2 protein-coding genes and 1 pseudogene (1 of these 3 running past the window's edge) are annotated in these 26,912 nt (G+C 55.8%); all 3 read right to left on the bottom strand.

Annotated elements, in window-relative coordinates; translation table 11 throughout:
• On the bottom strand, nucleotides 1-120 hold the beginning of the coding sequence (locus Xsze_RS14615; RefSeq protein WP_099139142.1) for a non-ribosomal peptide synthetase. Its footprint begins 21,078 nt before the window's first position; 120 of the gene's 21,198 nt are visible here — the first part of the coding sequence; it begins with the start codon at nucleotides 118-120; its stop codon lies beyond the left edge, outside the window.
• Nucleotides 120-26,072: a non-ribosomal peptide synthetase gene (locus tag Xsze_RS14620; protein WP_099139143.1), complete on the bottom strand. Its 25,953-nt coding sequence runs from the start codon at nucleotides 26,070-26,072 to the stop codon at nucleotides 120-122. The genes Xsze_RS14615 and Xsze_RS14620 overlap by 1 nt, the downstream gene beginning before the upstream one ends.
• Nucleotides 26,073-26,461: 389 nt before the next feature.
• Nucleotides 26,462-26,617, bottom strand: a pseudogene (locus Xsze_RS14625) (IS1 family transposase); the annotation flags it as partial.
• Between the last annotated feature and the right edge of the window lie 295 nt (nucleotides 26,618-26,912).

The following is a 26,912-nucleotide window of genomic DNA, read 5'->3' on the forward strand; positions in this document are numbered from 1 at the left end:
ATCTGCTTTCCTTATAGATAGATGCGAAGCGTGATCACCGCGTTTTTTTAGTTGCTCTTTAAGCTTTTTCTCTAAAACGGCACGCTTTAGCATCTCAATATTTATATTAGCTTTGGTCATTAATTAGTATCTCCATCTAAAATCGCCATTAACTCTTCTATCGACATTGAATCGAGATCACTTTTTACTGATGCAACATCATTTCCCCATGCAGAACTTGCTTGAGTAGAGAGAATTACTTCTGCCAATTCCGATAATTTGGGGAATTGGAAAATTGAGACGATGGGTATATCGATTAAAAATTCAGTTTGTATACGTGTTATCAATTGCACGACCATGAGTGAATGACCACCTATCTCAAAGAAGTGATCATGTCGGCCTACACGCTCCAGCCCCAGCAGGTTTTGCCAGATCTGGGCCAGCGTAGTTTCCGTTTCACCAACAGGCGCTTCATAACCGCGTACAGCCACGGCAGATTGTTCAGGCGCGGGCAGCGCCTTGCGATCAAGTTTGCCGTTCGGGGTCAGCGGGAAGGTTTCCAGCGTCACGAAGGCACTGGGCAACATATACTCGGCCAGATGCGGTGCCAGTTGCTGACGCAGTTCAGCCGGCACGAGTTCGGCATTTGGCTGAGGGAGAATATAGGCCACCAGCCGGGTATCGCCCGGGCTGTCTTCGCGGGCAATGACCACTGCTTCCTGCACTCCCGCACACTGGGTCAGGCGCGCTTCAATTTCCCCCGGTTCGATGCGGAAACCGCGCAGCTTGACCTGAAAGTCGTTGCGGCCCAGATACTCGATGCTGCCATCCGGCAGCCAGCGGCCGAGGTCACCCGTCTTGTACAGCCGGGCATCAGGGATGGTTGAGAATGGATCGGGAATAAAACGTTCTGCTGTCAGTGCCGGGCGGTTAAGGTAGCCGCGGGCCACACCAGCGCCGCCAATGTGGATTTCACCGGCCACCCCGAGCGGCACGGGCTGACCCTGTGTATCCAGAATATAGATTTGGGTATTGGCAATAGGGTGACCAATGTAAGAGGAAGCTCGGGTCAAGCCGTTTAACGCAGACCAGACCGTCGTTTCTGTGGGTCCGTATAAATTCCAGAGAGTAGGGACCTGTTGGAGTAATTGCGTTGCCAGTTTTTCAGGTAATGCTTCCCCACCACACAGTACCTTAAACTTGGCGGGCAGAGAGAAAGTCGGCAGTTGCAGTAACATGCGCCATGTCGAAGGCGTTGCCTGCATGAAGGATACATGATGCTGAGCAATTAAGGCGGCCAATTGCTGTGCATCCGCTGCCTGTCCCTGTGTCGCCAGTATAATTTGAGCCCCCGTTAATAACGGAAGGAATAGCTCTAAAATGGAAATATCGAAAGAGAGAGAGGTAATACCCAGTAAAACATCCTCTTCCGTAATGCCGGGCTCCTTACTCATTGAACACAAGAAATTAACAATATTACTGTGTTCAACCATTACACCCTTCGGTTTCCCTGTTGAACCCGAGGTATAAATCACATAGGCCAGATGGTGTGAAGCCAGCCCCAGCGCCCGGGTATCCAGGTTTTCTGCCGGCCCGTTATCCCAAGCTGATGAACCACGGGTATCAAGCACGATGGTAGGCAGATGACTGTCCAGTGTTTCCAGCAGATCAGTTTGGGTAAGCAACGCCACGGGAGTGGCATCCTCCAGCATATAAGCCAGGCGTTCGGCCGGATAGGCCGGATCAAGTGGCACATAGGCTGCACCCGCTTTGAGGATACCCAATAATCCCACCATCATTTCCAGACTGCGTTCAACGCAGATGGCGACCCGATCGTCCGGGCGTATGCCCAGCGCAAGCAGATGACGGGCCAGCCGGTTGGCGCGACGGTTCAGTTCGCCGTAGCTGAGGGGGCTTTCTTCAAATACCACCGCAATGGCATCTGGAGTGCGTACTACCTGTTGCTCAAACAATTCATGGAGCAAAGTCTCTCTTGGGAAGTCAGCCCCGGTGTTATTGAAGCTCTCCAGTATTTGCTGACGTTCGGTCGCGGGCAGGATCGGCAGGTCCAAAATAGATTGCCGGGATTCAGTTGCCAGTGCCTCAATCAGGCTACTGATGGCCGTAACCAGATAGTTTGTGACCCGGGAGGGGTCAACCCCGGAAACAGCTTGAGCCACGAGATTGAAACCTTCCCCCAAATCATCCACCGAGAGCGTCAGCGGATAGTTATTGCGCTCCTCTGTTGCCAGCAAACGCATGCCGTCCCAGGCTGTATCGTCTGTGTTTGGCTGGCTATGGCGGTAATTGAGCAAGGCACTGAACAATGGCATCGGTGGTGTCACACCGCTGCAACGCTGGGCCAGCGCCAGAGGAGCCTGTTCATGCTCCAGCAGTGTCGTGAGGTTACGGTAGGTGGCCTGTACCACGTCCCGTGCACAGCGACCGGCAAGGGACACCCGCAATGGCAGCGTATTGATAAACATCCCCATTACCCGGTCAGCGCCGGAAGAGCCTTGCAGACGGCCGAGCAGCACGGAGCCGAAGACCACATCGTCATGGCCGCTGGTCTGCGCCAGCACCTGCGCCCAGGCAACATGGAACAGTATACTCGGGCTGACACCCAGATGGCGGGCCTGATTGCGGATCGCCCGGGCCAGCGTGGTATCCAGCAATAAATGGGCTTCGGTTATATCCTCACCATTGCCTTGCACATTCAGCAAGCCAAAGGGGGCGGTTGGAGTATCGATATCGGCGAGCTGGGCGCGGAAGTAGTCCTCATGCCCAGAAACCGGCACGCTCAGGGTTTGGGCGATAAAATTGCGGTATGGCAACGAAGTGGGCAGTTTTTCAGGAACCCCCTGCAACAACAGGCGAATTTCATCGACGATAAGTGCCAGTGTCATATGATCGCCGATCAGATGATGAAAACTCAGCGCCAACAGCCACTCGTGACTGGCTGGATCATGGGCAATGTCAGCGGTGAGCAGTGGTGCCTGACTGAGATTAAGTCGACGCTGCCCTGGGTCAATATGGTCCTGCAGCTGGGCCAGTACATTGTTTTCTGAGGTCGGCACAAAGGTGTTCACCGACAGGGGGGCCTGTCGCCAGACCACCTGCACAGGCTGGGGCAGTCCCTGCCAGCAGATGGCGGTACGCAGGATGTCGTGGCGGTCGATCACGTGTTGCAGGGCACCAAGGAAGGCGTCAAGACGTGTACGGCTGTCAAAGGCCACCAAGTTGTTTAATAGGTAGGTATCTCCTTGTTCCTGCAAGCGATGGTGGAACAGAATGCCTTCCTGCAATGGGGCAAGCGGATAGATGTCCTGCACATTGGCTGCACCGCCGGGAACGGTATCGACGATGGTATCGAGCTCAGTCTGGGACAGTACCACCAGTGGCAACAAATCGGGAGTAAGGACAAGACAGTCTTTGCTAATGCGATTAGGGGGAATGCTGAAAGCAGGCATCTCTTGAAGAGTCTGAATAGCCAGAGCCATCTCGGATAAAATCGGTGTCGAGAAGATGCTGCGGACATCAAGTGCCTGCCCCAAAACGCGCAGTCGTTCAATCAGGCTGACCGCCATCAGTGAGTGCCCGCCGAGTTCGAAGAAATGATCATGGCGGCCAACACGCTCCAAGCCCAGCAATTCCTGCCAAATCTGCGCCAACAGGATTTCCGGTTCCCCCTCAGGGGCTTCATAACCGCGCGTTACTGTTGCAGATTGCTCAGGGGCGGGCAGCGCCTTACGGTCAAGTTTGCCATTGGGGGTCAGCGGGAAGCGTTCCAGCATCACAAAGGCACCGGGCAGCATATAATCGGCCAGATGTTGCGCCAGTTGCTGGCGTAGTTCGGCCGGCACCAGTTCAACACCGGACTGCGGCCGGAGATAGGCCACCAGACGTTTTTCTCCGGGCATGTCTTCGCGGGCGATAACCATTGCTTCCTGCACCCCCGCACACCGGGTCAGGCGCGCTTCAATTTCCCCCGGTTCAATGCGGAAACCGCGCAACTTGACCTGAAAATCGTTGCGGCCAAGGTACTCGATATTGCCATCCGGCAGCCAGCGGCCGAGATCACCTGTCTTGTACAGCCGGGCATCAGGTTCTGCTGAGAAGGGGTCAGGAATAAAACGTTCTGCCGTCAGTGCCGGGCGGTTGAGGTAACCGCGGGCCACACCGGCACCACCAATATAAATCTCACCGGCCACGCCAAGGGGCACCGGCTGGCTTTGTGCATCCAGAATATAAATCCGGGTGTTGGCGATCGGTTGTCCGATAGGAACGTTGTCGGTGATATCGTCCTGATGATGGGTGTCAAAGGTGATGCAACCCACCACCGTTTCGGTCGGGCCATATTCGTTGACAATCCGCGACTCAGGGGACAGTTCACGCCAACGTGCCACGACTGAACGGGTTAGTGCCTCCCCGCCGACGACGAAACAATGTGCAGGACAGATCCGTTTTGCAGCCAACAACTCCTGACCAATTGCGGCAAGGTGAGTAGGTGTTATCTTAACCAGAGTCGCGGACTCCGGGGATGTGGACAACAGTGAGGGCACCAACTCAATAAGTTCCTGGCCTTTACGGATAAGGCGTATTTTGCCCCCGCAGAGCAGAGGCAAGTAAATACTGGTGACCGTTGCATCAAAGGCAAAAGGTGATGAAACGATGCTATCTATCTGCCCGGCAGTAACGTAATGACTGATAGCCCACTGCAAGTAATTTCTGAACCCGCCATGTTCCACCATCACCCCTTTAGGCTGACCGGTGGAACCGGAGGTGTAAATCACATACGCCAAATGGTGTGGCGTCAATGCCCGGACAGTCGGATTATTGTCCGCACAGCTATCGCAGGCCGGGGTATCCAGCAGCACGGTAGGCAGGCCGCTGCCCAATCTCCCAGCCAGTGACGTTTGGGTCAGCAGGACCACCGGCGCCGCATCCGCCAGCATATAGGCCAGCCGTTCCGTCGGGTAAGTGGGGTCGAGGGGTACATAAGCACCGCCGGCTTTCAGGGTCCCCAGCAGGCCCACCACCATCGCCGGGCTGCGTTCAGCACAGATGGCCACCCGGTCATCGGGCTGTACGCCCAGTGCAATTAAATGATGCGCCAACTGGTTGGCGCGGCGGTTCAGTTCACCATAGCTGAGTGACTGTCCTTCAAAAAGCACAGCCGTAGCATCCGGGGTATGTGCGGCCTGTTGTTCAATCAACTCATGGATCAGGGCCGCCTGTGGGAAATCCTGTTCAGTGGCATTGAAGTCCATCAGTAATTGCTGGCGTTCAGCGGCGGGCACCACGTCCACTGACAGGGCCGGTGAATGGGGGGCATCCGCCAATATCGCGACCAGTTGTTCCAGTGCCCTGACCAAATAGGCATTGATCCTGTTCGGATCGACTGTGCTGACAGTTTGGGCGGATAACATAAAATCCCTGCCGTCATCATCAATCGAGATCCCCACGGGATAATTGGTGCGTTCCCGGCCGGCCAGACTGGTTATGCCAAACTGCGACAGGTTGAGTGTGCTGCTGTCCTTGTCATTTACATGCCGGCAGTTGAGCAGGGCACTGAACAACGGCATATTGCCGAACCCGCTGTAACGCTGTACCAGAGACAAAGGGGTCTGTTCATAACGCAGTAAACTGGCGCATGTGTCAGTGACTGCCTTGACAAGGGTTTCAGCACTGATGCCTTTCAGTTTCAGCCTGACCGGCAGGGTATTGATAAACATGCCCAACGCGCCCGCACTGCCTGCCATGCCCGACATGCGGCCTGATAAGGTGGTGCCGAATACGATATCGTCACGCCCACTGGTGTGGGCAACAACCAGCGCCCACCCTGCATGGAACAACGCCGCAGGGCTGGTGCCCAATCTGCGGGCTGTTTCACGCAGGGCACACGATAAGCCGGCATTAAGGGATTGTTGGGCTTCTGCCGTATGTTCGCCCCCTTCCTGAACGTTAATCAGGCCAAAAGGCGCCGTCACTTCATCGAGATCTGCCAGATAGTCCGGGAAAAAGGTTTCTGCGGCCTGAATATGGCTTTCCTGACGGGCATAAGCCACAAAGTTACGATAGGGCACCGATGGCGGCAAATCGGCACTTTTGCCCAGCAAGTATGCTGCCGTTTCCGCGAGAACCTGCCGCAACGAAAGGTTATCATCGATGATGTGATGGAACTGGAGCAAGACATACAGTTTGGTTGAGTGTGGGTCAGCTGCGGTTTCTAGGCGTACCAGTGGCGCCCGGGATAAATCCAGCTGCCCGTGTGACAACTCCATGCGGGTTTGCAGAGTGGCAGCCACATCATCACCGTCCTTCAGGGACAGGCGATGGACCGGCAAAGGGGCGTGGCGGTGCACAACCTGAACCGGCTGGGACAAGCCGGCCCAGTGGACGGCGGTACGCAGGATATCATGCCGGTCGATGACCGCCTGTAATGCGGCGGTGAAGGCATCAAGGTCTGCCTGACGGTCAACACATAACAGCGACGAGATCACGTAGGGATCTCTGTGCGGGTCAAGACGATGGTGGAACAGGATACCCTCCTGCAACGGGGCCAGCGGGTAGATATCCTGCACATTGGCTGCCCCGCCTGCCACGGTTTCCACAATGGTGTCAATTTCTGCCTGAGACAACGTGACCAGCGGCAGCATTTCAGGGGTGAGCACGGTGCTGCCGTCAGGGATCTGGTTGGACGGCACAATAAAGACCGGGTTTTCCTCCGGGGATGCCTGAATCGCCCGGGCCAGATCAGCCAGAACCGGAGCAGTGAATACCGTTCGGACATCCAGTGCCCAGCCCTGCTGACGCAGCCGTTCGATCACACTGACCACCAACAGCGAGTGGCCGCCGAGTTCGAAGAAGTGATCATGGCGCCCGATACGTTCCAGCCCCAACAGATCCTGCCAGATTTGTGTCAGGGTAGTTTCCAATGCACCAATGGGCGCTTCATAACCGCGTACAGCCATGGCAGATTGCTCAGGGGCGGGCAGCGCCTTGCGATCGAGCTTGCCGTTCGGCGTCAGCGGGAACGTTTCCAGCATCACAAAGGCGGCGGGCAGCATGTAGTCGGCCAGATGCGGCACCAGTTGCTGACGCAGTGCAGCCGGCACCAGTTCAGTACCGGGCTGCGGCCGGAGATAGGCCACCAGGCGTTTGTCCCCCGGGCTGTCTTCACGGGCGATAACCACCGCGTCCTGCACCCCTGCACACCGGGTCAGGTGCGCCTCAATTTCCCCCAGTTCAATGCGGAAACCGCGCAGCTTGACCTGAAAATCGTTGCGGCCGAGGTAGTCGATACTGCCGTCGGGCAGCCAGCGGCCAAGGTCACCGGTCTTGTACAGCCGGGCCTCCGGGGCGGGGGAGAAGGGGTCGGGGATAAAGCGCTCCGCTGTCAGGGCCGGCCGGTTCAGGTAACCGCGGGCCACGCCCACCCCGCCGATATGGATTTCACCGGCCACCCCGAGCGGTACGGGTTGACCCAGTGCATCCAGAATATAAAGTTGGGTATTGGCGATGGGGCGGCCAATCGGGACAAAGTGGCGGTTATCCCCGCGCTGGCACGCCCAATGGGTGACATCAATCGCGGCTTCGGTCGGGCCATACAGGTTATGCAGCTCGGCTTCGAAACGTGCGAAGAAGCGCTGTTGCAGTTCGGGCGGCAATGCTTCACCACTGCAAATCACCTGCTTGAGGGAGGCACAGGCATACTCTGGTGACACCCCCCGGACAAACTGCTGCAACATCGACGGCACAAAATGCAGGGTGGTAATTCCCGCGCGTTCAATCAGCCGGGCCAGATAACCCGCATCTTTATGCCCTTCGGGACGGGCCATCACCAGACGCGCCCCCCAGAGCAGCGGCCAGAAGAATTCCCAGACGGAAACATCGAAACTGAACGGGGTTTTTTGCAGGACACGGTCAGCGGGGGTCAGGCCATAGGCCGCCTGCATCCAGACCAGGCGGTTGCACAGGGCCCGGTGGCTGTTCATCACCCCTTTGGGCTGGCCGGTGGAGCCGGAGGTGTAAATCACATAGGCCAGGTGGTGTGAAGCCAGCCCCAGCGCCCGGGTGTCCGGGTTGGCGGCCGGGCCGTTATCCCAACCGGATGCGCCCCCGTCATCAAGCACCACCGTCGGCAGGGGACTGTTCAGGGTATTCAGCAGGGCCGTCTGGGTCAGCAGGGCCACCGGCGCCGCGTCGCTGAGCATATAGGCCAGCCGTTCGGCGGGGTAAGCCGGATCAAGCGGCAGGTAGGCGGCTCCGGCTTTCAGGATACCCAGCAAGCCGACCACCATTTCCGGGCTGCGCTCGGCGCAAATAGCGATCCGGTCATCGGGCTGTACACCCAAGGTCAGCAGATGGTGGGCCAGCCGGTTGGCGCGCTGGTTCAGCTCGCTGTAGCTGAGCGCGCATGCTTCAAACAGCACCGCGATGGCATCCGGGGTCCGGGCCGCCTGTTGTTCGAACAGCTCGTGTATCAGGGCTTCCTGCGGGAAATCCACCTGTGTGGCGTTGAAATCTACCCGCAGTTGCTGTTGCTCGGCGGCAGACAGCATTGGCAGGGACGGGACAGTCTGGGTGACATCGGCGGCCATCGCCGTCAGGACATTTTCAAAGTAGCCCGCCATGCGGACCACGGTCACCTGATCAAACAGGTCGGTCGCATATTCCAGCCCCCCCACCAAACCGGTGTCGGTTTCCGCCAGTGACAGCGTCAGGTCAAATTGGCTGTTGCGCTGCGGTTGCTCAACAGGGGACAGTGCCAGTCCGGGCAGTGCCAATGCTTGCGCCGGGGTGTTGTTCAGTGTCAGCATGACCTGAAAAATGGGGCTGTGGCTCAGGCTGCGGGCCGGCTGCAAGGTGTCTACCACCTGCTCGAAAGGCAGCTCCTGATGGGCATAGGCCGCCAGTGTGCGCTCGCGAACCTGGGCCAGCAGTTCCGCCACCGTGTGGCACTGACCGGGTTCAATGCGCAGGGCCAGCGTATTGACGAAGAAGCCAATTAACGCTTCGGTTTCACTGTGCGGGCGGTTAGCCACGGGGGTGCCAATGACGATATCGTCCTGACCGCTGAGGCGGGCCAGCACCACCGCCCAGGCCGCAAGCAGGGTCATAAACAGGGTCGTGCCCTGATTTTGGCCCAGTGTCTTGAGGGCCGTGAGGACTGCCGCACTCAGGTGGACAGGCACCCGGCTGCCGGCATAACGCTGTACTGACGGGCGTGGGCGGTCAGTGGGCAATTCCAGCAAGGCAGGCGCCCCCTGTAATTGGGTATGCCAGAAATCACGCAGGGCGGTCAGGCGGTCACCCTGCAATGCGTTGCGCTGCCAGACGGCATAGTCAGCATACTGGACAGGCAGGGGGGGCAAGGATGCCGCCTGACCCGACAGGGCAGCCTGATAAAGTGCCGCCAGTTCGCGGACCAGAATACCAGTGGACCAGCCGTCAGAGATGATGTGGTGCTGGGTAAACAGCAGCACATGTTCTTCATCAGTCAGTTGCAGCAATTGACCGCGGATCAGCGGACCCTGAGTCAGGTCGAACGGGGTACTACCCTCATATTCGGTCAGTTCGGCCACGCGACGGGTCCGGGCCGTTTCGCTCAGGGGACGCAGGTCCCGGCAGGGGAGGGCAAAACCGGTGTCTGCGGGGGCGATTTGCTGGCAGGGCTGGCCGTCAACCAGCGTAAAGTGGGTACGCAGGCTCTCTTGACGGGCGACCAGGTGATTGAGCGCCGCAGTGAGGGCCTGAGCGTCAAGCCGACCGGAAAGCTGCAATACCGCGGGAATATGGTAGGCCAGGCTGGCCGCGGGATCGAGCTGGTCGAGGAACCACAATCGCTGCTGGGCAAAAGAGAGCGGCAGGGGCATGCGGCGATCGGCCACAGGGATCACTGCCTGCTCGCTGACAGCGGCCCCGGCGAGTGTCTGGGCGAGATCACGCAGGACCGGCCGGGCAAAGAGCTGGGCCAGCGGCAGCTCCAGTGCCAGCGCCTGGCGTACACGTGTCGTGCATTGCACCGCGAGTAATGAGTGGGCGCCAAGCTTAAAGAAGTGGTCATGACGGCCGACACGCGCCAGCCCCAGCAGGTCTTGCCAGATCCGGGCCAGCGTGGTTTCCAGTTCGCCCACGGGCGCTTCATAAGCCTGCATGGCCACGGCTGACTGGTCAGGGGCGGGCAGCGATTTGCGGTCGAGTTTGCCATTGGGGGTCAGCGGGAAGCGTTCCAGCATCACAAAGGCACCGGGCAGCATATAATCGGCCAGATGTGGTGCCAGTTGCTGGCGTAACTCCGCTGGCACCAGTTCAGCGCCCGGCTGAGGCCGGAGATAGGCCACCAGGCGGGAGTCGCCCGGCAGGTCTTCGCGGACAATAACAACGGCGTCGTTGACCCCCGGGCACTGAGCCAGTTGCGCCTCGATTTCGCCGAGTTCGATGCGGAAGCCGCGCAGCTTGACCTGAAAATCGTTGCGGCCGAGGTAGTCGATATTGCCATCCGGCCGCCAGCGGCCGAGGTCACCGGTTTTATACAGCCGGGCCCCCGGGAGGGCGGAGAATGGGTCAGGAATAAAGCGTTTCGCTGTCAAGGCCGGGCGGTTAAGGTAGCCGCGGGCCACCCCCGCCCCGCCGATATAAATCTCACCGGTAACGCCGCAGGGCACGGGTTCCCCCTGTGCATCCAGAATATAGATTTGGGTGTTGGCAATTGGGCGGCCGATGCTGGGCTGCGACAGTAATAAGTCAACCGGGCAGAGACTGGCATCTACCGTACATTCTGTTGGTCCGTAAACGTTGATGAAGCGGGTGGTTTTTATATGTTGCAATTCGGACCACACCAAAGGAGGAATGTTATCACCACCAATCAATGCCAGCCTGGGTTGATAACCGGGGGTTGTTCCCAAACCTGCCCCCAGTAGCCATTGCAATTGGATCGGTGTGCAGTCAAACATATCCACGGCATGGCGTGCAAAATAGCGCCAAAGCGTCTGGCCATCGGTTCGGAGGGCTTCAGGGACGATGACCAATGTATGACCAGAAAGCAATTGGAGCCAGCTTTTCACCGATGAATCGAATACGATACTGGCATTCATTGCTATGCGGCACGGTTGCCTGAGGGCAAATGCAATCTTTAATCCTGTATAAAGATTGATGACATTCCTGTGTTCCACCATTACACCCTTCGGTTGCCCTGTTGAACCCGAGGTATAAATCACATAGGCCAGATGGCGTGAAGTTAGCCCCAGCGTCTGAATATCAAGATTGTTTTCCTGTTTCTCATCAGGGGCAGATGGCAGCCGGGCATCAAGTAATATGCTGGGGAGGTTGCTGTCCAGCATGTCAACCAGTGTGGATTGAGTGAGCAGGGCCACTGGTGCAGCATCTTCCAGCATATAAGCCAACCGTTCAGCCGGATAAGCCGGGTCCAGTGGGACATAGGCGCCGCCTGCCTTGAGAATAGCCAGCAGTCCCACCATCATCTCAAGGCTGCGCTCAACACAGATGGCCACCCGATCGTCCGGGCGTACACCTATGGCAATCAGATGATGAGCCAGGCGATTGGCACGGCGATTCAGTTCGCTGTAAGTAAGGGATTGCTCTTCGAATACCATTGCGGTAGCGTTAGGAGTGCACGCCACTTGTTGTTCAAACAGTTCATGAATCAGGGCTTCCCTTGGGAAATCAGCTTCGGTGTCATTGAAATCCACCAGTAACTGCTTGCGCTCAGCAGCAGGCAGGATCGATAGGTTCAAAGCCAGCCGCTGGGGGGCATTGGTCAGGGCTTCAACCAGACCATTGATGGCTGTGGCCAGATAACCCGCTACCCGGGCGGGATCAACAGTTGCGACAGTTTTGACTACCAGACTGAAATCCTCCCCAAAGTCATCCACCGAGAGGGTCAGCGGGTAGTTAGTGCGCTCATTTGCCTCCAACAGGCGCATACCGTCCCAAATTGTATCGCCTGTATCCGGCTGGCTATGGCGGTAATTGAGCAGGGCGCTGAATAATGGCATCGGCGACATCACATTGCTGCAACGTTGGGCCAGCGCCAAAGGAGCCTGTTCATGTTCCAGCAATGTCGTCAGGTGATGGTAGGTCGCCTGAACCACTTCCAGCACGCTGCGCCCAGCAAGGGATATCCGCACTGGCAGGGTATTGATGAACATTCCCATCACCCGGTCGGCCCCGGCAGAGCCTTGCAGGCGGCCCAGCAGCACCGTGCCGAACACAACATCGTCACGGCCGCTGGTCTGAGCCAGCACCTGTGCCCAGGCAACATGGAACAGTACACCGGGGGTGATACCCAAACGGCGGGATTGACTGCGGATTGCTTGTGCCAGTGCGTTATCCAGGGGGAGATGCGTTTCGGTTATGTCTTCACCATCACCCTGAACATTAAGCAGGCCGAAGGGGGCGGTTGGTTCATCGACATCGGCGAGCTGCGTACGGAAATAGTCCTCATGCACTGAAAGCGGCACGCTCAAGATCTGGGCGATAAAATTGCGGTAAGGTAACGGAGTTGGCAAGGTTTCTGCCTGACCCTGCAACAACAAACGGATTTCGTCAGTGATAAGCTCCATTGTTATATGGTCGCCTATCAAATGATGGAAATTCAGGGCCAGTAACCACTCATTGCTGACCGGATCAAGGACAATATCGGCACTGAACAGTGGTGCCTGACTCAAGTCAAGCCGATGCAGGTTGGTGTGTGCCTGTAACTGAGCCAATACATTGTCTGGTGAGGCCGGGACAAAGGTAGTGACTGGCAATGGAGCCTGACGCCAGACCACTTGCACTGGCTGCATCAGTCCTTGCCAGCAGACGGCAGTGCGCAAGATATCATGGCGGTTAATCACTTGTTGCAGGGCATCAAGGAAAGCGTCGAGACGCGCACGGGTATCAAAAGCAATCAGGCTGGTCAGCAAGTAGACATCACCTTGTTCCTGTAGCTGATGGTGGAACAGAATGCCTTCCTGCAATGGGGCAAGCGGGTAGATATCCTGCACATTGGTGGCGCCGCCAACCACAGTCGTGACAACCGTGTCGATTTCCGCCTGAGATAATGCAACCAGCGGCAGCATGTCTGGCGTAATGGCGTCACAACCAGTGCTGATGAGGTTGGGGGGGACACTCAGTGCGGTATTTCCAGCGGCTTTTGTTGTCAGGCGGGCAGCCATCGCCGTCAGGGTTGGTGATGCGAAGACAGCGCTGACATCAAGGGTAAGATCACGTTGGCGCAGTTGTTCAATCAGACTGACAACCAGCAACGAATGTCCCCCCAGCTCAAAGAAATTGTCGTGACGGCCAACCTGCTCCAAACCCAGCAACGTTTGCCAGACAGCAGCCAGTTGCTGTTCCATTTCACCCTGAGGTGTCTGATATTCGCGGCTGGCAATGGCGGTCTGGTCAGGAGCCGGTAGTGCTTTGCGATCCAGTTTTCCGTTCGGGGTCAGCGGGAAGGACTCCAGCATCACAAAGGCCCCAGGCAGCATATAATCCGCCAGGCGGGTACTCAGCTGTTCGCGCAGATTGATGGCATCCAGTGTGATGTCAGGCTGTGGCACGAGATAGGCGACTAAATGTTTTTCGCCATTATCTTCTTCACGTGCGATAACCACAGCATCCTTGACACCCGCGCAACCGGCCAATTGAGTCTCTATTTCCCCCAGTTCAATACGGAATCCACGGATCTTGACTTGGAAGTCATTGCGGCCGAGATAGATGATCGTCCCATTTGGCTGCCAGCACCCCAGATCGCCGGTCTTATACATTCTGGCATTCGGTTGAGCACTGAATGGATCGGAGACAAAACATTCAGCGGTAAGCTCAGGACGGTTCAGATAGCCACGGGCAACCCCCGCACCGGCAATATAGATTTCTCCAGTGACACCGAGTGGTACAGGTTTTCCCTGTGTATCGAGAATGTAAATGCGGGTATTGGCAATCGGGCGGCCAATCGATAGTTTTTCTGTTGCGTCCAGTACCTTGCCGCCTTCCAATGCCAGCGAGGCGGTGATGACGGTAGTTTCGGTTGGCCCGTAAGTATCGATCCAGCGGCAGTGCTGAGTTTCAGGCATGGATTGCCAATTGATGAGATGACGGTATCCGGCTTTCTCACCGCCAACCGTGACTGAACGCAGAGAAGGACTGAAATCACAGCGACCGGCTTTCATTTCCTGTACCCACTGGTGCCAAAAGGCAGTCGGTAGATCTAGCACACTGATGGCCTGTTCTTGCAGGAAATGGCTAAAGGCGGTGTCTGGTATCCGAATATGCGCTGGGCGCAGAATCAAGGTGGCACCGACAGTCAGTGTCGGGAAAATTTCAGACACGGCCGTGTCAAAGGCAATTGTGGCAAATTGCAGGATACGATCAGTGGATTTGAGCTCACTGATCCGGCATTGGGCATGCGTAAAGTTCACCACGTTACAGTGCTCGATCATCACGCCTTTAGGCAGCCCGGTGGAGCCGGAAGTATAGATAACATAAGCCAAGTGGTGCGCTTGTAATCCCAATTGTGCCGGATCAGGATTGGCAACAGATTGTTGAGCAACCGTGTTCAGGTGTTTGACACTGTCCAGTAACCAGACAGGGATATCGGCCATCGGTAAATGTGTCTGTAAATGCTGTTGGGTAAGCAGTAATTTGGGGGCACTGTCAGATAAGACATGCATCAGCCGTTCGCTAGGGTATGCAGGATCAAGCGGAACATAACCCGCGCCGGCTTTTAATATGCCCAATATGCCAATCACCATATCCAGACTGCGTTCGACACAAATTGCAACGCGATCATCGGAACATACACCAAACTCAATCAGGGCGTGTGCCAGTTGGTTAGTGCGCTGGTTCAGTTCGGCATAACTCAGTGACCGGCCTTCAAATACCACGGCAATGGCATCCGGGGTACGTTCAGCCTGTTGTTCGAACAGTTCATGGATCAGCGCTTCCCTTGGGAAGTCTGTCTCTGTGACATTGAAATCCACCAAAATTTGCTGACGTTCAGCGGCAGGCAAGATCGGCAGGCTCAGAATAGGCTGTTGTGGCCCGGTTTTCAGCGCTTCAATCAGGCCGCTGATGGCTGTAGCCAAATAATCCACTACCCGGGCGGGATCAACACCTGCAACACCCTGGGTTATCAAATTGAAATCTTCCCCCAGATCATCCACCGAAAGGGTCAACGGATAGTTAGTGCGTTCTTCTGCGGTCAATATGCGCATACCATCCCAGACCTTATCAGCCGTATCCGGCTGGCTATGGCGGTAGTTAAGCAGGGCACTGAAAAGCGGCAACGGTGACTTCACGCCGCTACAGCCCTGCGCCAGCGTCAAGGGAGCTTGTTCATGCTCCAACAACGCAGTCAGATCGCGGTAGGTGGCGCGCACGACTTCCAGCACACTGCGATCCGCGAGGGATACCCGCACTGGCAGCGTATTGATAAACATTCCCATCACCTGATCGGCGCTGGCGGAGCCTTGCAGACGCCCAAGCAGCACCGTCCCGAACACGACATCGTCACGACCGCTGGTTTGTGCCAATACCTGAGCCCAGGCGACATGGAATAAAACACTCGGACTGATACCGAGACGACGGGCCTGCATGCGGATTGCTTGCGCTAGTGGGCTATCCAATAGCAAATGGGCCTCCGTCATATCCTCGCCGTTAACCTGTACATTAAGCAAACCAAAGGGAGCAGTCGGGGTATCGACATCAGCGAGCCGGGCGCGGAAATAGTCCTCATGCACGGAGGCGGGCACACTCAGGATTTGAGCGATAAAGTCACGGTAAGGTAGTGCAGCAGGCAGTGTTTCTGCCTGCCCTTGCAACAGTAAACGGATCTCGGCGACGATAAGCTCCAGCGTCATATGATCGCCAATGAGATGATGGAAGTTCAGGGCCAGCAGCCATTCATTGCTGGCAGGATCTTGAACAATATTGGTGGTCATTAACGGGGCTTGACTCAAATCAATATGACACCGACGAGGATCGGTGTGCGCCTGCAATTGGGCCGGCACATTGTCTGGGCTGGCGGGGACAAACGTTGTCACTGACAGTGGTGCCTGACGCCAGACCACCTGCACGGGCTGCGTCAGTCCCTGCCAGCAAACCGCGGTACGCAGGATATCATGGCGGTTGATGACCGCTTGCAATGCCGCCATGAAGTCGTCAAGGCGTACCCGGGTATCGAAGGCGATGAGATGGTGCAACAGATAGGCATCACCTTGCTCCTGCAACCGGTGATGGAACAGGATACCCGCCTGCAATGGCGCCAGCGGGTAGATATCCTGCACATTGGCCGCCCCGCCTGCCACGGTTTCCACAATGGTGTCGATTTCTGCCTGAGACAACGTGACCAGTGGCAGCATTTCAGGGGTGAGCATGGTGCTGCCGTCAGGAATGCGATTAGGCGGCACAATAAAGGCGGCTTCCCCCTGATTCGCCCGGACAGCCTGCGCCATGTCAGTGAGGACCGGCGCGGAGAAGATGCTGCGCACATCAAGCCGCCAGCCGGCATTGCGCAGTTGTTCAATCAGGCTGACTGCCATCAGTGAGTGGCCGCCGAGTTCGAAGAAGTGGTCGTGCCGGCTGATGCGGGTCTGCCCGAGCAGGTTCTGCCAAATCTGCGCCAGCGTGGTTTCCAATGCACCCTCTGGTGCTTCATAGGCACGCGTTGCTACGGCAGATTGGTCAGGCGCCGGCAGCGCCCGGCGATCGAGCTTGCCGTTCGGCGTCAGCGGGAACGTTTCCAGCATCACAAAGGCGGCGGGCAGCATGTAGTCGGCCAGATGCGGCACCAGTTGCTGACGCAGTGCAGCCGGCACCAGTTCAGTACCGGGCTGCGGCCGGAGATAGGCCACCAGGCGTTTGTCCCCCGGGCTGTCTTCACGGGCGATAACTACCGCTTCCTGCACCCCTGCACACCGGGTCAGGTGCACTTCAATTTCCCCCAGTTCAATGCGGAAACCGCGCAGCTTGACCTGAAAATCGTTGCGGCCGAGGTAGTCGATACTGCCGTCGGGCAGCCAGCGGCCAAGGTCACCGGTCTTGTACAGCCGGGCCTCCGGGGCGGGGGAGAACGGGTCGGGGATAAAGCGCTCCGCTGTCAGGGCTGGTCGGTTCAGGTAACCGCGGGCCCCCCCCCCCCCGCCGATATGGATTTCACCGGCTACCCCGAGCGGCACCGGCTGACCCTGTGCATCCAGAATATAAAGTTGGGTATTGGCGATGGGGCGGCCAATCGGGACAAAGTGGCGGTTATCCCCGCGCTGGCAGGTCCAATGGGTGACATCAATCGCGGCTTCGGTCGGGCCATACAGGTTGTGCAGCTCGGCTTCGAAACGTGCGAAGAAGCGCTGTTGCAGTTCGGGCGGCAATGCTTCACCACTGCAAATCACCCGCTTGAGGGAGGCACAGGCATACTCTGGTGACACCCCCCGGACAAACTGCTGCAACATGGACGGCACAAAGTGCAGGGTGGTAATACCGGCAGTCTCAATCAACCGGGCCAGATAACCGGTATCTTTATGCCCTTCGGGACGGGCCATCACCAGACGCGCGCCCCAGAGCAGCGGCCAGAAGAATTCCCAGACGGAAACATCGAAACTGAACGGGGTTTTTTGCAGGACACGGTCAGCGGGGGTCAGGCTATAGGCCGCCTGCATCCAGACCAGGCGGTTGCACAGGGCCCGGTGGCTGTTCATCACCCCTTTGGGCTGGCCGGTGGAGCCGGAGGTGTAAATCACATAGGCCAGGTGGTGTGAAGCCAGCCCCAGCGCCCGGGTGCCCGGGTTGGCGGCCGGGCCGTTATCCCACCCGGATGCGCCCCCGTCATCAAGCACCACCGTCGGCAGGGGACTGTTCAGGGTTTCCAGCAGGGCCGTCTGGGTCAGCAGGGCCACTGGCGCCGCGTCGCTGAGCATGTAGGCCAGCCGTTCGGCGGGGTAAGCCGGATCAAGCGGCAGGTAGGCGGCTCCGGCCTTCAGGATACCCAGCAAGCCGACCACCATTTCCGGGCTGCGCTCGGCGCAAATAGCAATCCGGTCATCGGGCTGTACACCCAAGGTCAGCAGATGGTGGGCCAGCCGGTTGGCGCGCTGGTTCAGCTCGCTGTAGCTGAGCGCGCATGCTTCAAACAGCACCGCGATGGCATCCGGGGTCCGGGCTGCCTGTTGTTCGAACAGCTCGTGGATCAGGGCTTCCTGCGGGAAATCCACCTGTGTGGCGTTGAAATCTACCCGCAGTTGCTGTTGCTCGGCGGCAGACAGCATTGGCAGGGACGGGACAGTCTGGGTGACATCGGCGGCCATCGCCGTCAGGACATTTTCAAAGTAGCCCGCCATGCGGACCACGGTCGCCTGATCAAACAGGTCGGTCGCATATTCCAGCCTTCCGGCTAAACCGGTGTCGGTTTCCGTCAGTGACAGCGTCAGGTCAAATTGGCTGTTGCGCTGCGGTTGCTCAACAGGGGACAGTGCCAGTCCGGGCAGTGCCAATGCTTGCGCCGGGGTGTTATCCAGCGCCAGCATGACCTGAAAAATGGGGCTGTGGCTCAGGCTGCGGGCCGGCTGCAAGGTGTCTACCACCTGCTCGAAAGGCAGCTCCTGATGGGCATAGGCCGCCAGTGTGCGCTCGCGAATCTGGGCCAGCAGTTCCGCCACCGTGTGGCATCGGCCGGGTTCAATGCGCAGGGCCAGCGTATTGACGAAGAAGCCAATTAACGCTTCGGTTTCACTGTGCGGGCGGTTAGCCACGGGGGTGCCAATGACGATATCGTCCTGACCGCTGAGGCGGGCCAGTACCACCGCCCAGGCCGCAAGCAGGGTCATAAACAGGGTCGTGCCCTGATTTTGGCCCAGTGTCTTGAGGGCCGTGAGGACTGCCGCACTCAGGTGGACAGGCACCCGGCTGCCGGCATAACGCTGTACTGACGGGCGTGGGCGGTCAGTGGGCAATTCCAGCAAGGCAGGCGCCCCCTGTAATTGGGTATGCCAGAAATCACGCAGGGCGGTCAGGCGGTCACCCTGCAATGCGTTGCGCTGCCAGACGGCATAGTCAGCATACTGGACAGGCAGGGGGGGCAAGGATGCCGCCTGACCCGACAGGGCAGCCTGATAAAGTGCCGCCAGTTCGCGGACCAGAATACCAGTGGACCAGCCGTCAGAGATGATGTGGTGCTGGGTAAACAGCAGCACATGTTCTTCATCAGTCAGTTGCAGCAATTGACCGCGGATCAGCGGACCCTGAGTCAGGTCGAACGGGGTACTACCCTCATATTCGGTCAGTTCGGCCACGCGACGGGTCCGGGCCGTTTCGCTCAGGGGACGCAGGTCCCGGCAGGGGAGGGCAAAACCGGTGTCTGCGGGGGCGATTTGCTGGCAGGGCTGGCCGTCAACCAGCGTAAAGTGGGTACGCAGGCTCTCTTGACGGGCGACCAGGTGATTGAGCGCCGCAGTGAGGGCCTGAGCGTCAAGCCGACCGGAAAGCTGCAATACCGCGGGAATATGGTAGGCCAGGCTGGCCGCGGGATCGAGCTGGTCGAGGAACCACAATCGCTGCTGGGCAAAAGAGAGCGGCAGGGGCATGCGGCGATCGGCCACAGGGATCACCACCTGCTCGCTGACAGCGGCCCCGGCGAGTGTCTGAGCGAGATCACGCAAGACCGGCCGGGCAAAGAGCTGGGCCAGCGGCAGCTCCAGTGCCAGCGCCTGGCGTAGGCGTGTCGCGCATTGCACCGCGAGTAATGAGTGGGCGCCAAGCTTAAAGAAGTGGTCATGACGGCCGACACGCGCCAGCCCCAGCAGATCTTGCCAGATCCGGGCCAGCGTGGTTTCCAGTTCGCCCACGGGCGCTTCATAAGCCTGCATGGCCACGGCTGACTGGTCAGGGGCGGGCAGCGATTTGCGGTCGAGTTTGCCATTGGGGGTCAGCGGGAAGCGTTCCAGCATCACAAAGGCACCGGGCAGCATGTAGTCGGCCAGATGTGGTGCCAGTTGCTGGCGCAACTCCGCCGGCACCAGTTCAGCGCCCGGCTGAGGCCGGAGATAGGCCACCAGGCGGGGGTCGCCCGGCAGGTCTTCGCGGACAATAACAACGGCGTCGTCGACCCCCGGGCACTGAGCCAGTTGCGCCTCGATTTCGCCGAGTTCGATGCGGAAGCCGCGCAGCTTGACCTGAAAATCGTTGCGGCCGAGGTAGTCAATATTGCCATCCGGCCGCCAGCGGCCGAGGTCACCGGTTTTATACAGCCGGGCCCCCGGGAGGGCGGAGAACGGGTCAGGAATAAAACGTTCCGCTGTCAAGGCCGGGCGGTTAAGGTAGCCGCGGGCCACCCCCGCCCCGCCGATATAAATCTCACCGGTAACGCCGCAGGGCACGGGTTCCCCCTGTGCATCCAGAATATAGATCTGGGTGTTGGCAATTGGGTGGCCGATGGGAACATTGCCGATGAAACCATTTGGCTCATTGGCGTCAAACGTGATACAGCCAACCACCGTTTCGGTTGGGCCATACTCATTGACAATACGTGATTCAGGAGAAAGCTCACGCCAACATGCTACGGTTGAACTGGAAAGTGACTCCCCTCCCACAATGAAGCAATGTGCGGGACAAGTTTGTTTTGCCGTCAGCAATTCCTGACCAACCGCAGCGAAATGGGTTGGTGTGATCTTGACCAGAGTAGTGTCATCCATAGATAACAGAGTGGGTATCAACTCAATCAATTCTTGTCCGTCACGGAGCAGTTGTATTCTGCCGCCACAAAGCAGGGGCAGATAAATGCTGGTGACAGTCGCATCAAAGGCCACCGGGGATGACACAATACTGTTCAGTCGATTTGCATTGGCATAATGTACAAGCGCCCACTGTAGGTAATTTCTGAATCCGCCGTGTTCAACCATGACGCCTTTGGGTTGCCCGGTGGAGCCGGAGGTATAAATCACGTATGCCAGACTGTGTGAGGTAAGCCCCAGTGCCTGAGCATCGGGGTTTTCTGCCGACGTTTTATCAAAAATAGAGGGGTGTTGGGCATCAAGCACTATGGTAGGCAGATTGCTGCCCAATGTTTCCTTCAGGGCTGCCTGAGTCAGTAGTGCCACTGGCGCCGCATCACTGAGCATATAGGCCAGCCGTTCGGCCGGATAGGCCGGGTCCAATGGCACATAGGCGCCGCCAGCTTTGAGTATGGCCAATAGCCCTACCACCATCTCTGGGCTGCGTTCAACGCAGATGGCCACCCGGTCATCGGGTTTTACCCCCAGCGCAATCAAATGATGGGCCAGCCGGTTGGCGCGCCGGTTCAGTTCACCGTAGCTGAGGGCGCTTTCTTCAAATACCACCGCAATGGCATCTGGAGTGCGTACTACTTGTTGCTCAAACAATTCATGAATCAGGGCTTCCCTTGGGAAGTCAGCTTCGGTGTTATTGAAGCTCACCAGTATTTGCTGGCGTTCGGTCGCGGGCAGGATCGGCAGGCCTAAAATAGATTGCCGGGATTCAGTTGCCAGTGCTTCAGTCAGGCCACTGATGGCCGTAACCAGATAGTTTGTGACCCGATAGGGATCAACCCCGGAAACAGCCTGAACCACGAGATTGAAACCTTCGCCCAAATCATCCACCGAGAGCGTCAGCGGATAGTTATTGCGCTCCTCTGTTGTCAACAAACGCATGCCATCCCAGGCTGTATCGTCTGTGTTTGGCTGGTTATGGCGGTAATTGAGCAGGGCACTGAACAATGGCATTGGTGGCATCACACCACTGCAACGTTGGGCCAGTGCCAGCGGTGCTTGTTCATGTTCTAGCAGTGCCATCAGGTCAGAGTAAGTGGCACGCACGGCTTCCAGCACGCTGCGACCAGCAAGGGATACCCGCACTGGCAGGGTATTGATAAACATTCCCATTACCCGGTCAGCGCCGGCAGAACCTTGCAGACGGCCGAGTAGCACGGAACCGAAAACGACATCATCACGGCCGCTGGTCTGTGCCAGCACTTGTGCCCAGGCAACATGGAACAACACGCCAGAACTGACTCCCAAGCGACGGGCCTGATCGCGGATCGCCCGGGCCAGCGTGGTATCCAGCAATAAACGGGCTTCTGCAATATCTTCGCCATCACTTTGTACATTGAGCAGGCCAAACGGCGCTGTTGGTGCATCAACGTCTGCAAGTCGGTTACGGAAGTAGTCTTCATGTACCGAGGATGGCACGCTCCGGGTTTGGGCAATGAAGTTACGGTACGGCAGCGGATTGGGTAGTTCCTCGGTACGCCCTTGATAAAGCAGGCGGATTTCATCAACGATAAACACCAGTGTCATATGGTCACAGACCAGATGATGGAAACTCAGTGCCAGTAACCACTGATGGTTGTCAGGATCGTGAGCGATATCAGCGGCAAGCAGTGGTGCCTGACTCAGATCGAGCCGGCGTTGACGTGGATCAGCATGGGCTTGCAACTGAGCCTGCACATTATCTTCTGAGGTCGGAACAAACGTCATCACTGACAGTGGCGCCTGACGCCAGACTACTTGTACCGGTTGGGTTACATTTTGCCAGCAGATGGCGGTACGCAAAATATCGTGGCGGTCGATGACTTGTTGCAGGGCGCCAAGGAAAGCATCGAGACACTCACGGTTATCAAAGGCAATCAGACTACTTAACAGATAGGCATCGCCTTGCTCCTGTAGCTGATAATGGAACAATATGCCTTCCTGTAGTGGGGCAAGCGGATAGATATCCTGCACATTGGCCGCGCCGCCAACGACGGTTTTGACAACCGTGTCAATGTCCGCTTGAGACAATGTTGCCAAGGGCAACAAATCGGGAGTAATAACGGCGCAGTTTTCAGGAATACGGTTGGGTGGCACAATAAAAACAGCGTTATCCTGATTTATCCGGATAGCCTGAGCCATGTCAGCAAGCACGGGGGCAGAAAAAACACCGCGGACATCAAGTAACCATCCAGCATTGCGCAGTCGTTCAATCAGACTGACCGCTATCAGCGAATGACCACCGAGCTCAAAGAAATGATCTTGGCGGCCGACACGGGCGAGCCCCAGCAAGTCTTGCCAGATTTCAGCCAGCATTGTTTCCTGTTCGCCGAAGGGGGCTTCATAGTCACGCGTTACCATTGCTGACTGATCAGGGGCGGGCAGCGCCTTATGGTCGAGTTTACCGTTGGGGGTCAGCGGAAAAGCATCCAACACGACAAAAGCACTGGGCAGCATATAGTCGGCCAAATGCTGTGCAAGTTGCTGGCGCAATTTGGATGGCTCTGGTTCAATATCAGGCTGAGTCCGCAAATAGGCAACCAGACGTTTGTCACCGGGAATATCCTCGCGGGCAATAACAACAGCTTCGTCTATTTCCGGGCACTGAATCAGGCGCGCTTCGATTTCGCCCAGCTCAATGCGGAAGCCGCGCAGCTTGATCTGAAAATCATTGCGGCCGAGGTATTCGATATTACCATCGGGTAGCCAGCGTCCGAGGTCACCTGTCTTGTACAGACGGGCGTTTGGCGTTGCTGAGAATGGATCGGGAATAAAGCGCTCTGCCGTCAATTCCGGGCGGTTTAGATAGCCACGGGCCACACCAGCACCGCCGATGTGAATTTCACCTGCCACCCCAAGGGGTACCGGCTGGCCTTGCGTATCCAGAAGATAAATTCGGGTGTTAGCAATTGGGCGGCCTATGGGAGGTAATATGGCCCACTGATTAATATTTTTGCCCAGTGTATACGCTGTAACCACATGGCTTTCCGTCGGGCCATAGTGATTGTGTAGCTGGCATGATCCAGTGCGTTGCAGAAAACGGCGAATGGCTGGCGTGATGCGCAATTGTTCGCCTGCGGTAACGATGTGAGCCAGACAAGCAAAATCGCCTTCAATGCCGCCGGAAGCTTCAGCAAGGTGCTGTAGGGCAATGTAGGGAAGGAAAAGCCTGTCAATTTGTTTTTGCTGAATAAGTTGGAGGAGTTGGTGTGGCTCCCGACGTATGGCTTCATTAATCAAGACCAAACATCCACCTTCACAGAGGGTCGTAAATATTTCCTGGAAGGCAACATCAAACCCCAATGCAGCAAATTGTAGTGTTTTACCGCTTCCGGAGAGATGGGAAGGGTTGTCGCGGTGCCATTGCAACAAATTCGACAATGCCGCCAGAGGCATTTCCACTCCCTTGGGTAATCCGGTGGAGCCTGAGGTATAAATCACATACGCCAGATGACGTGAGGTCAGTCCCTGTAATTGAGCATCAGGATTTTTTTCTGACTCTTTATCAAAAATGGATGGGGCTTGGGTATCAAGTAGCACAGTAGGCAGATGGCTGTTCAACCTTGCAGTGAGTGAAGACTGGGTAAGCAGCGCCACCGGTGCCGCATCATCAAGCATATACATCAGCCGCTCGGTCGGATAAGCCGGATCTAACGGTACATAGGCACCGCCAGCTTTGAGGATAGCCAACAGCCCCACTATCATCTCCAGACTGCGTTCAACACAGATGGCGACCCGGCTGTCGGGTTGCACTCCTAAAGTAAGCAAGTCATGCGCTAAACAATTAGAGCGACGATTGAGCTCATCGTAACTAAGGGAGTGAGTGCCAAACGCGACTGCAATCGCATCCGGAGTGCGTTCAGCCTGTTGTTCGAATAATTGATGTACCAAAATATGTTGTGGAAAGTCAGCATCGGTTGCATTGAAGCCCAGCAGTAGTTGCTGGCGTTCCGCCTCCGGCAATAGCGGTGTTCTTCCTACGGGCATATCCAGAGATGTGATGGCGGTTTCCACTAATAAGGCCAAACGAGATTGAAGGGCAACAACCTCTTCGTGGCTCAGGTAATCAGTATCGTAGTTAAATTCGATTGTGGCAGGTTGATTTGCGTTTTCAAGGTGGGTAAATGTGTATTGGTAGATAGCTATCGTGAGAGGAAACATAGCGCCACGATATGATTGTTTGAGTGTTGTGACAGTACCTTGCATACTTGCATTGACTTCAAACAACTCCAGCGAAAGCATGATATCAAAAAGTTGAGTGCGCCCTGTTTTCTGTTTGACTTGCGTGTGCTGGTTAATCTCAGCGATTGGCAACCGCTGATGCTTATAGCAACGACGCAATTCCGTTGCTGTTTTGCGCATGACATCCAGGAAAGAATCCTCAGCGTGAACAGTCACGCCAATGGGAATGACTGATGAGAACATCCCTATTGTACATTTCTGTTTCGCATTTCTGCGATTGTGCACGGGAATGCCAATAACAATCTCTTCTGTGTCTGCACTGCGTGCGAAGTAGCAAGCCAGAACGGCATACATAAAATGGAGGACGGATAACCCATGGGCAGCCACTGCATCTTCAATTTGCTGGAAAAGTGTTTTATCCAATTGCCAAAGAACGGGTTTTGTTGGCTTATGAGTGACAGATGTGCCTGCATTTGAGGGCGGAATTAGGGCAGGGGGCAGTTTTTCATAGCGCTTCAGCCAAAATTGCAGATCGCGCGCGTGTAATTTAGAGTCAAGATAGGCGCGATCTTCAACAATAAAATCGAGATAGGAAGGGGCAACGTCTGCTAATGTATTTCCCTTGACCAAGCAATTGTAATTATCTGCAAGATCTTTGATAACCAGCCTCAAACTCAGACCATCTGAGATCAAATGATGACAGCAAAATTGCCAGTACCAACGAGTATCACTGACTCGCAGCAGCTCGGAACGCCACAGCTCACCATACAAATGGAACGGACGCACAAAAGTAGCGTGTATTTGCTGTGTGGCTTCGGATTCTGCATCAGCAGATTGTGAAAAATCGTGCACAGCTAAAGATACTGAGAAAGTATCGATGAGTTTCTGGCGAGGCAATCCGTGGGTATCCACAAGCCGCAAGCGCAATGCGTCATGGCGAGAAACAACAGCTTCAAGGGCTTGAGTGAACAATGCTTCATCCAGATCCCCATTGATACAGACCAATGTACTGATGTTGTAATTGGGGGTGTCAGGGTGAAGAATTTGGTCAAGCCAAATGACTTGTTGAGTAGAACTCAGTGATAGTTCATGGGAAGAAGTACGGGGATTTTCTAATGATGGAATGAGGCTATGTGGCGAATTCATTTTATAATTCCAAAGTGTCAGGTTTTGATTCTATTAACTAAACATCGTTCTAATTTCTAATAGGGCACAGCATTTATAACAGACACTAATATAGTGATACGTTTATAAACTTAATTCAGATCAAAGAATGGTATAGAAATATTCGGATTGATATTTGTAACCAAAGATGATAATTAGGTTTGTTATTAAAATAACATGACTAGGCGTCACATGATGTTATTCATATGCGCAATTGAATTTTTCACCAAGATATTAAAAGTAAACTGCGTTATAAAAAATATTACACAATTATTTTATATTTGTATAAATATAAGATTTAACACTCACTATGATAAACCCGGTCGCGTATTCAATGCGTTGCTGGCGCTAAATATAATATTCTCTTTCGATATATAATATACCCTTTCGATAAAAGTACCGATAATTTTGTCATGCATTTCTGGCGATTTTGAATAACCGAGTGTTTTACGGTTCAATCGCTTAATCCGATCAAGTAGAGTAAGGTTTTCATGTTCAATACGGTGTGTGAAAAAATGTCCGGCTATCATGCCACAAATGGAACCTATGGCTGTAGTACTCAGTATATCAAAAAAATATTCCTAACTTACTAAATAAATTAGATTATACCATAGGCTGATATCTCAGCGGTTATATGATTCAATGAAATTGATTTGTCGTTCAGAAAAACCCTTTCATATGGCATATCATCTAAATTTTTATAGGAGGAAGAGATTTTATTAATTTCCATTCAGTTATTTTATGTCATTCTTAAATTGGTGAGCGAATTATATATATATCTCATTAAATTTAAGCATAAAGCGTAGAAAAATAATTTCTATA

This window comes from Xenorhabdus szentirmaii DSM 16338, assembly GCF_002632585.1.
Classification (GTDB): Bacteria; Pseudomonadota; Gammaproteobacteria; order Enterobacterales; family Enterobacteriaceae; genus Xenorhabdus; species Xenorhabdus szentirmaii.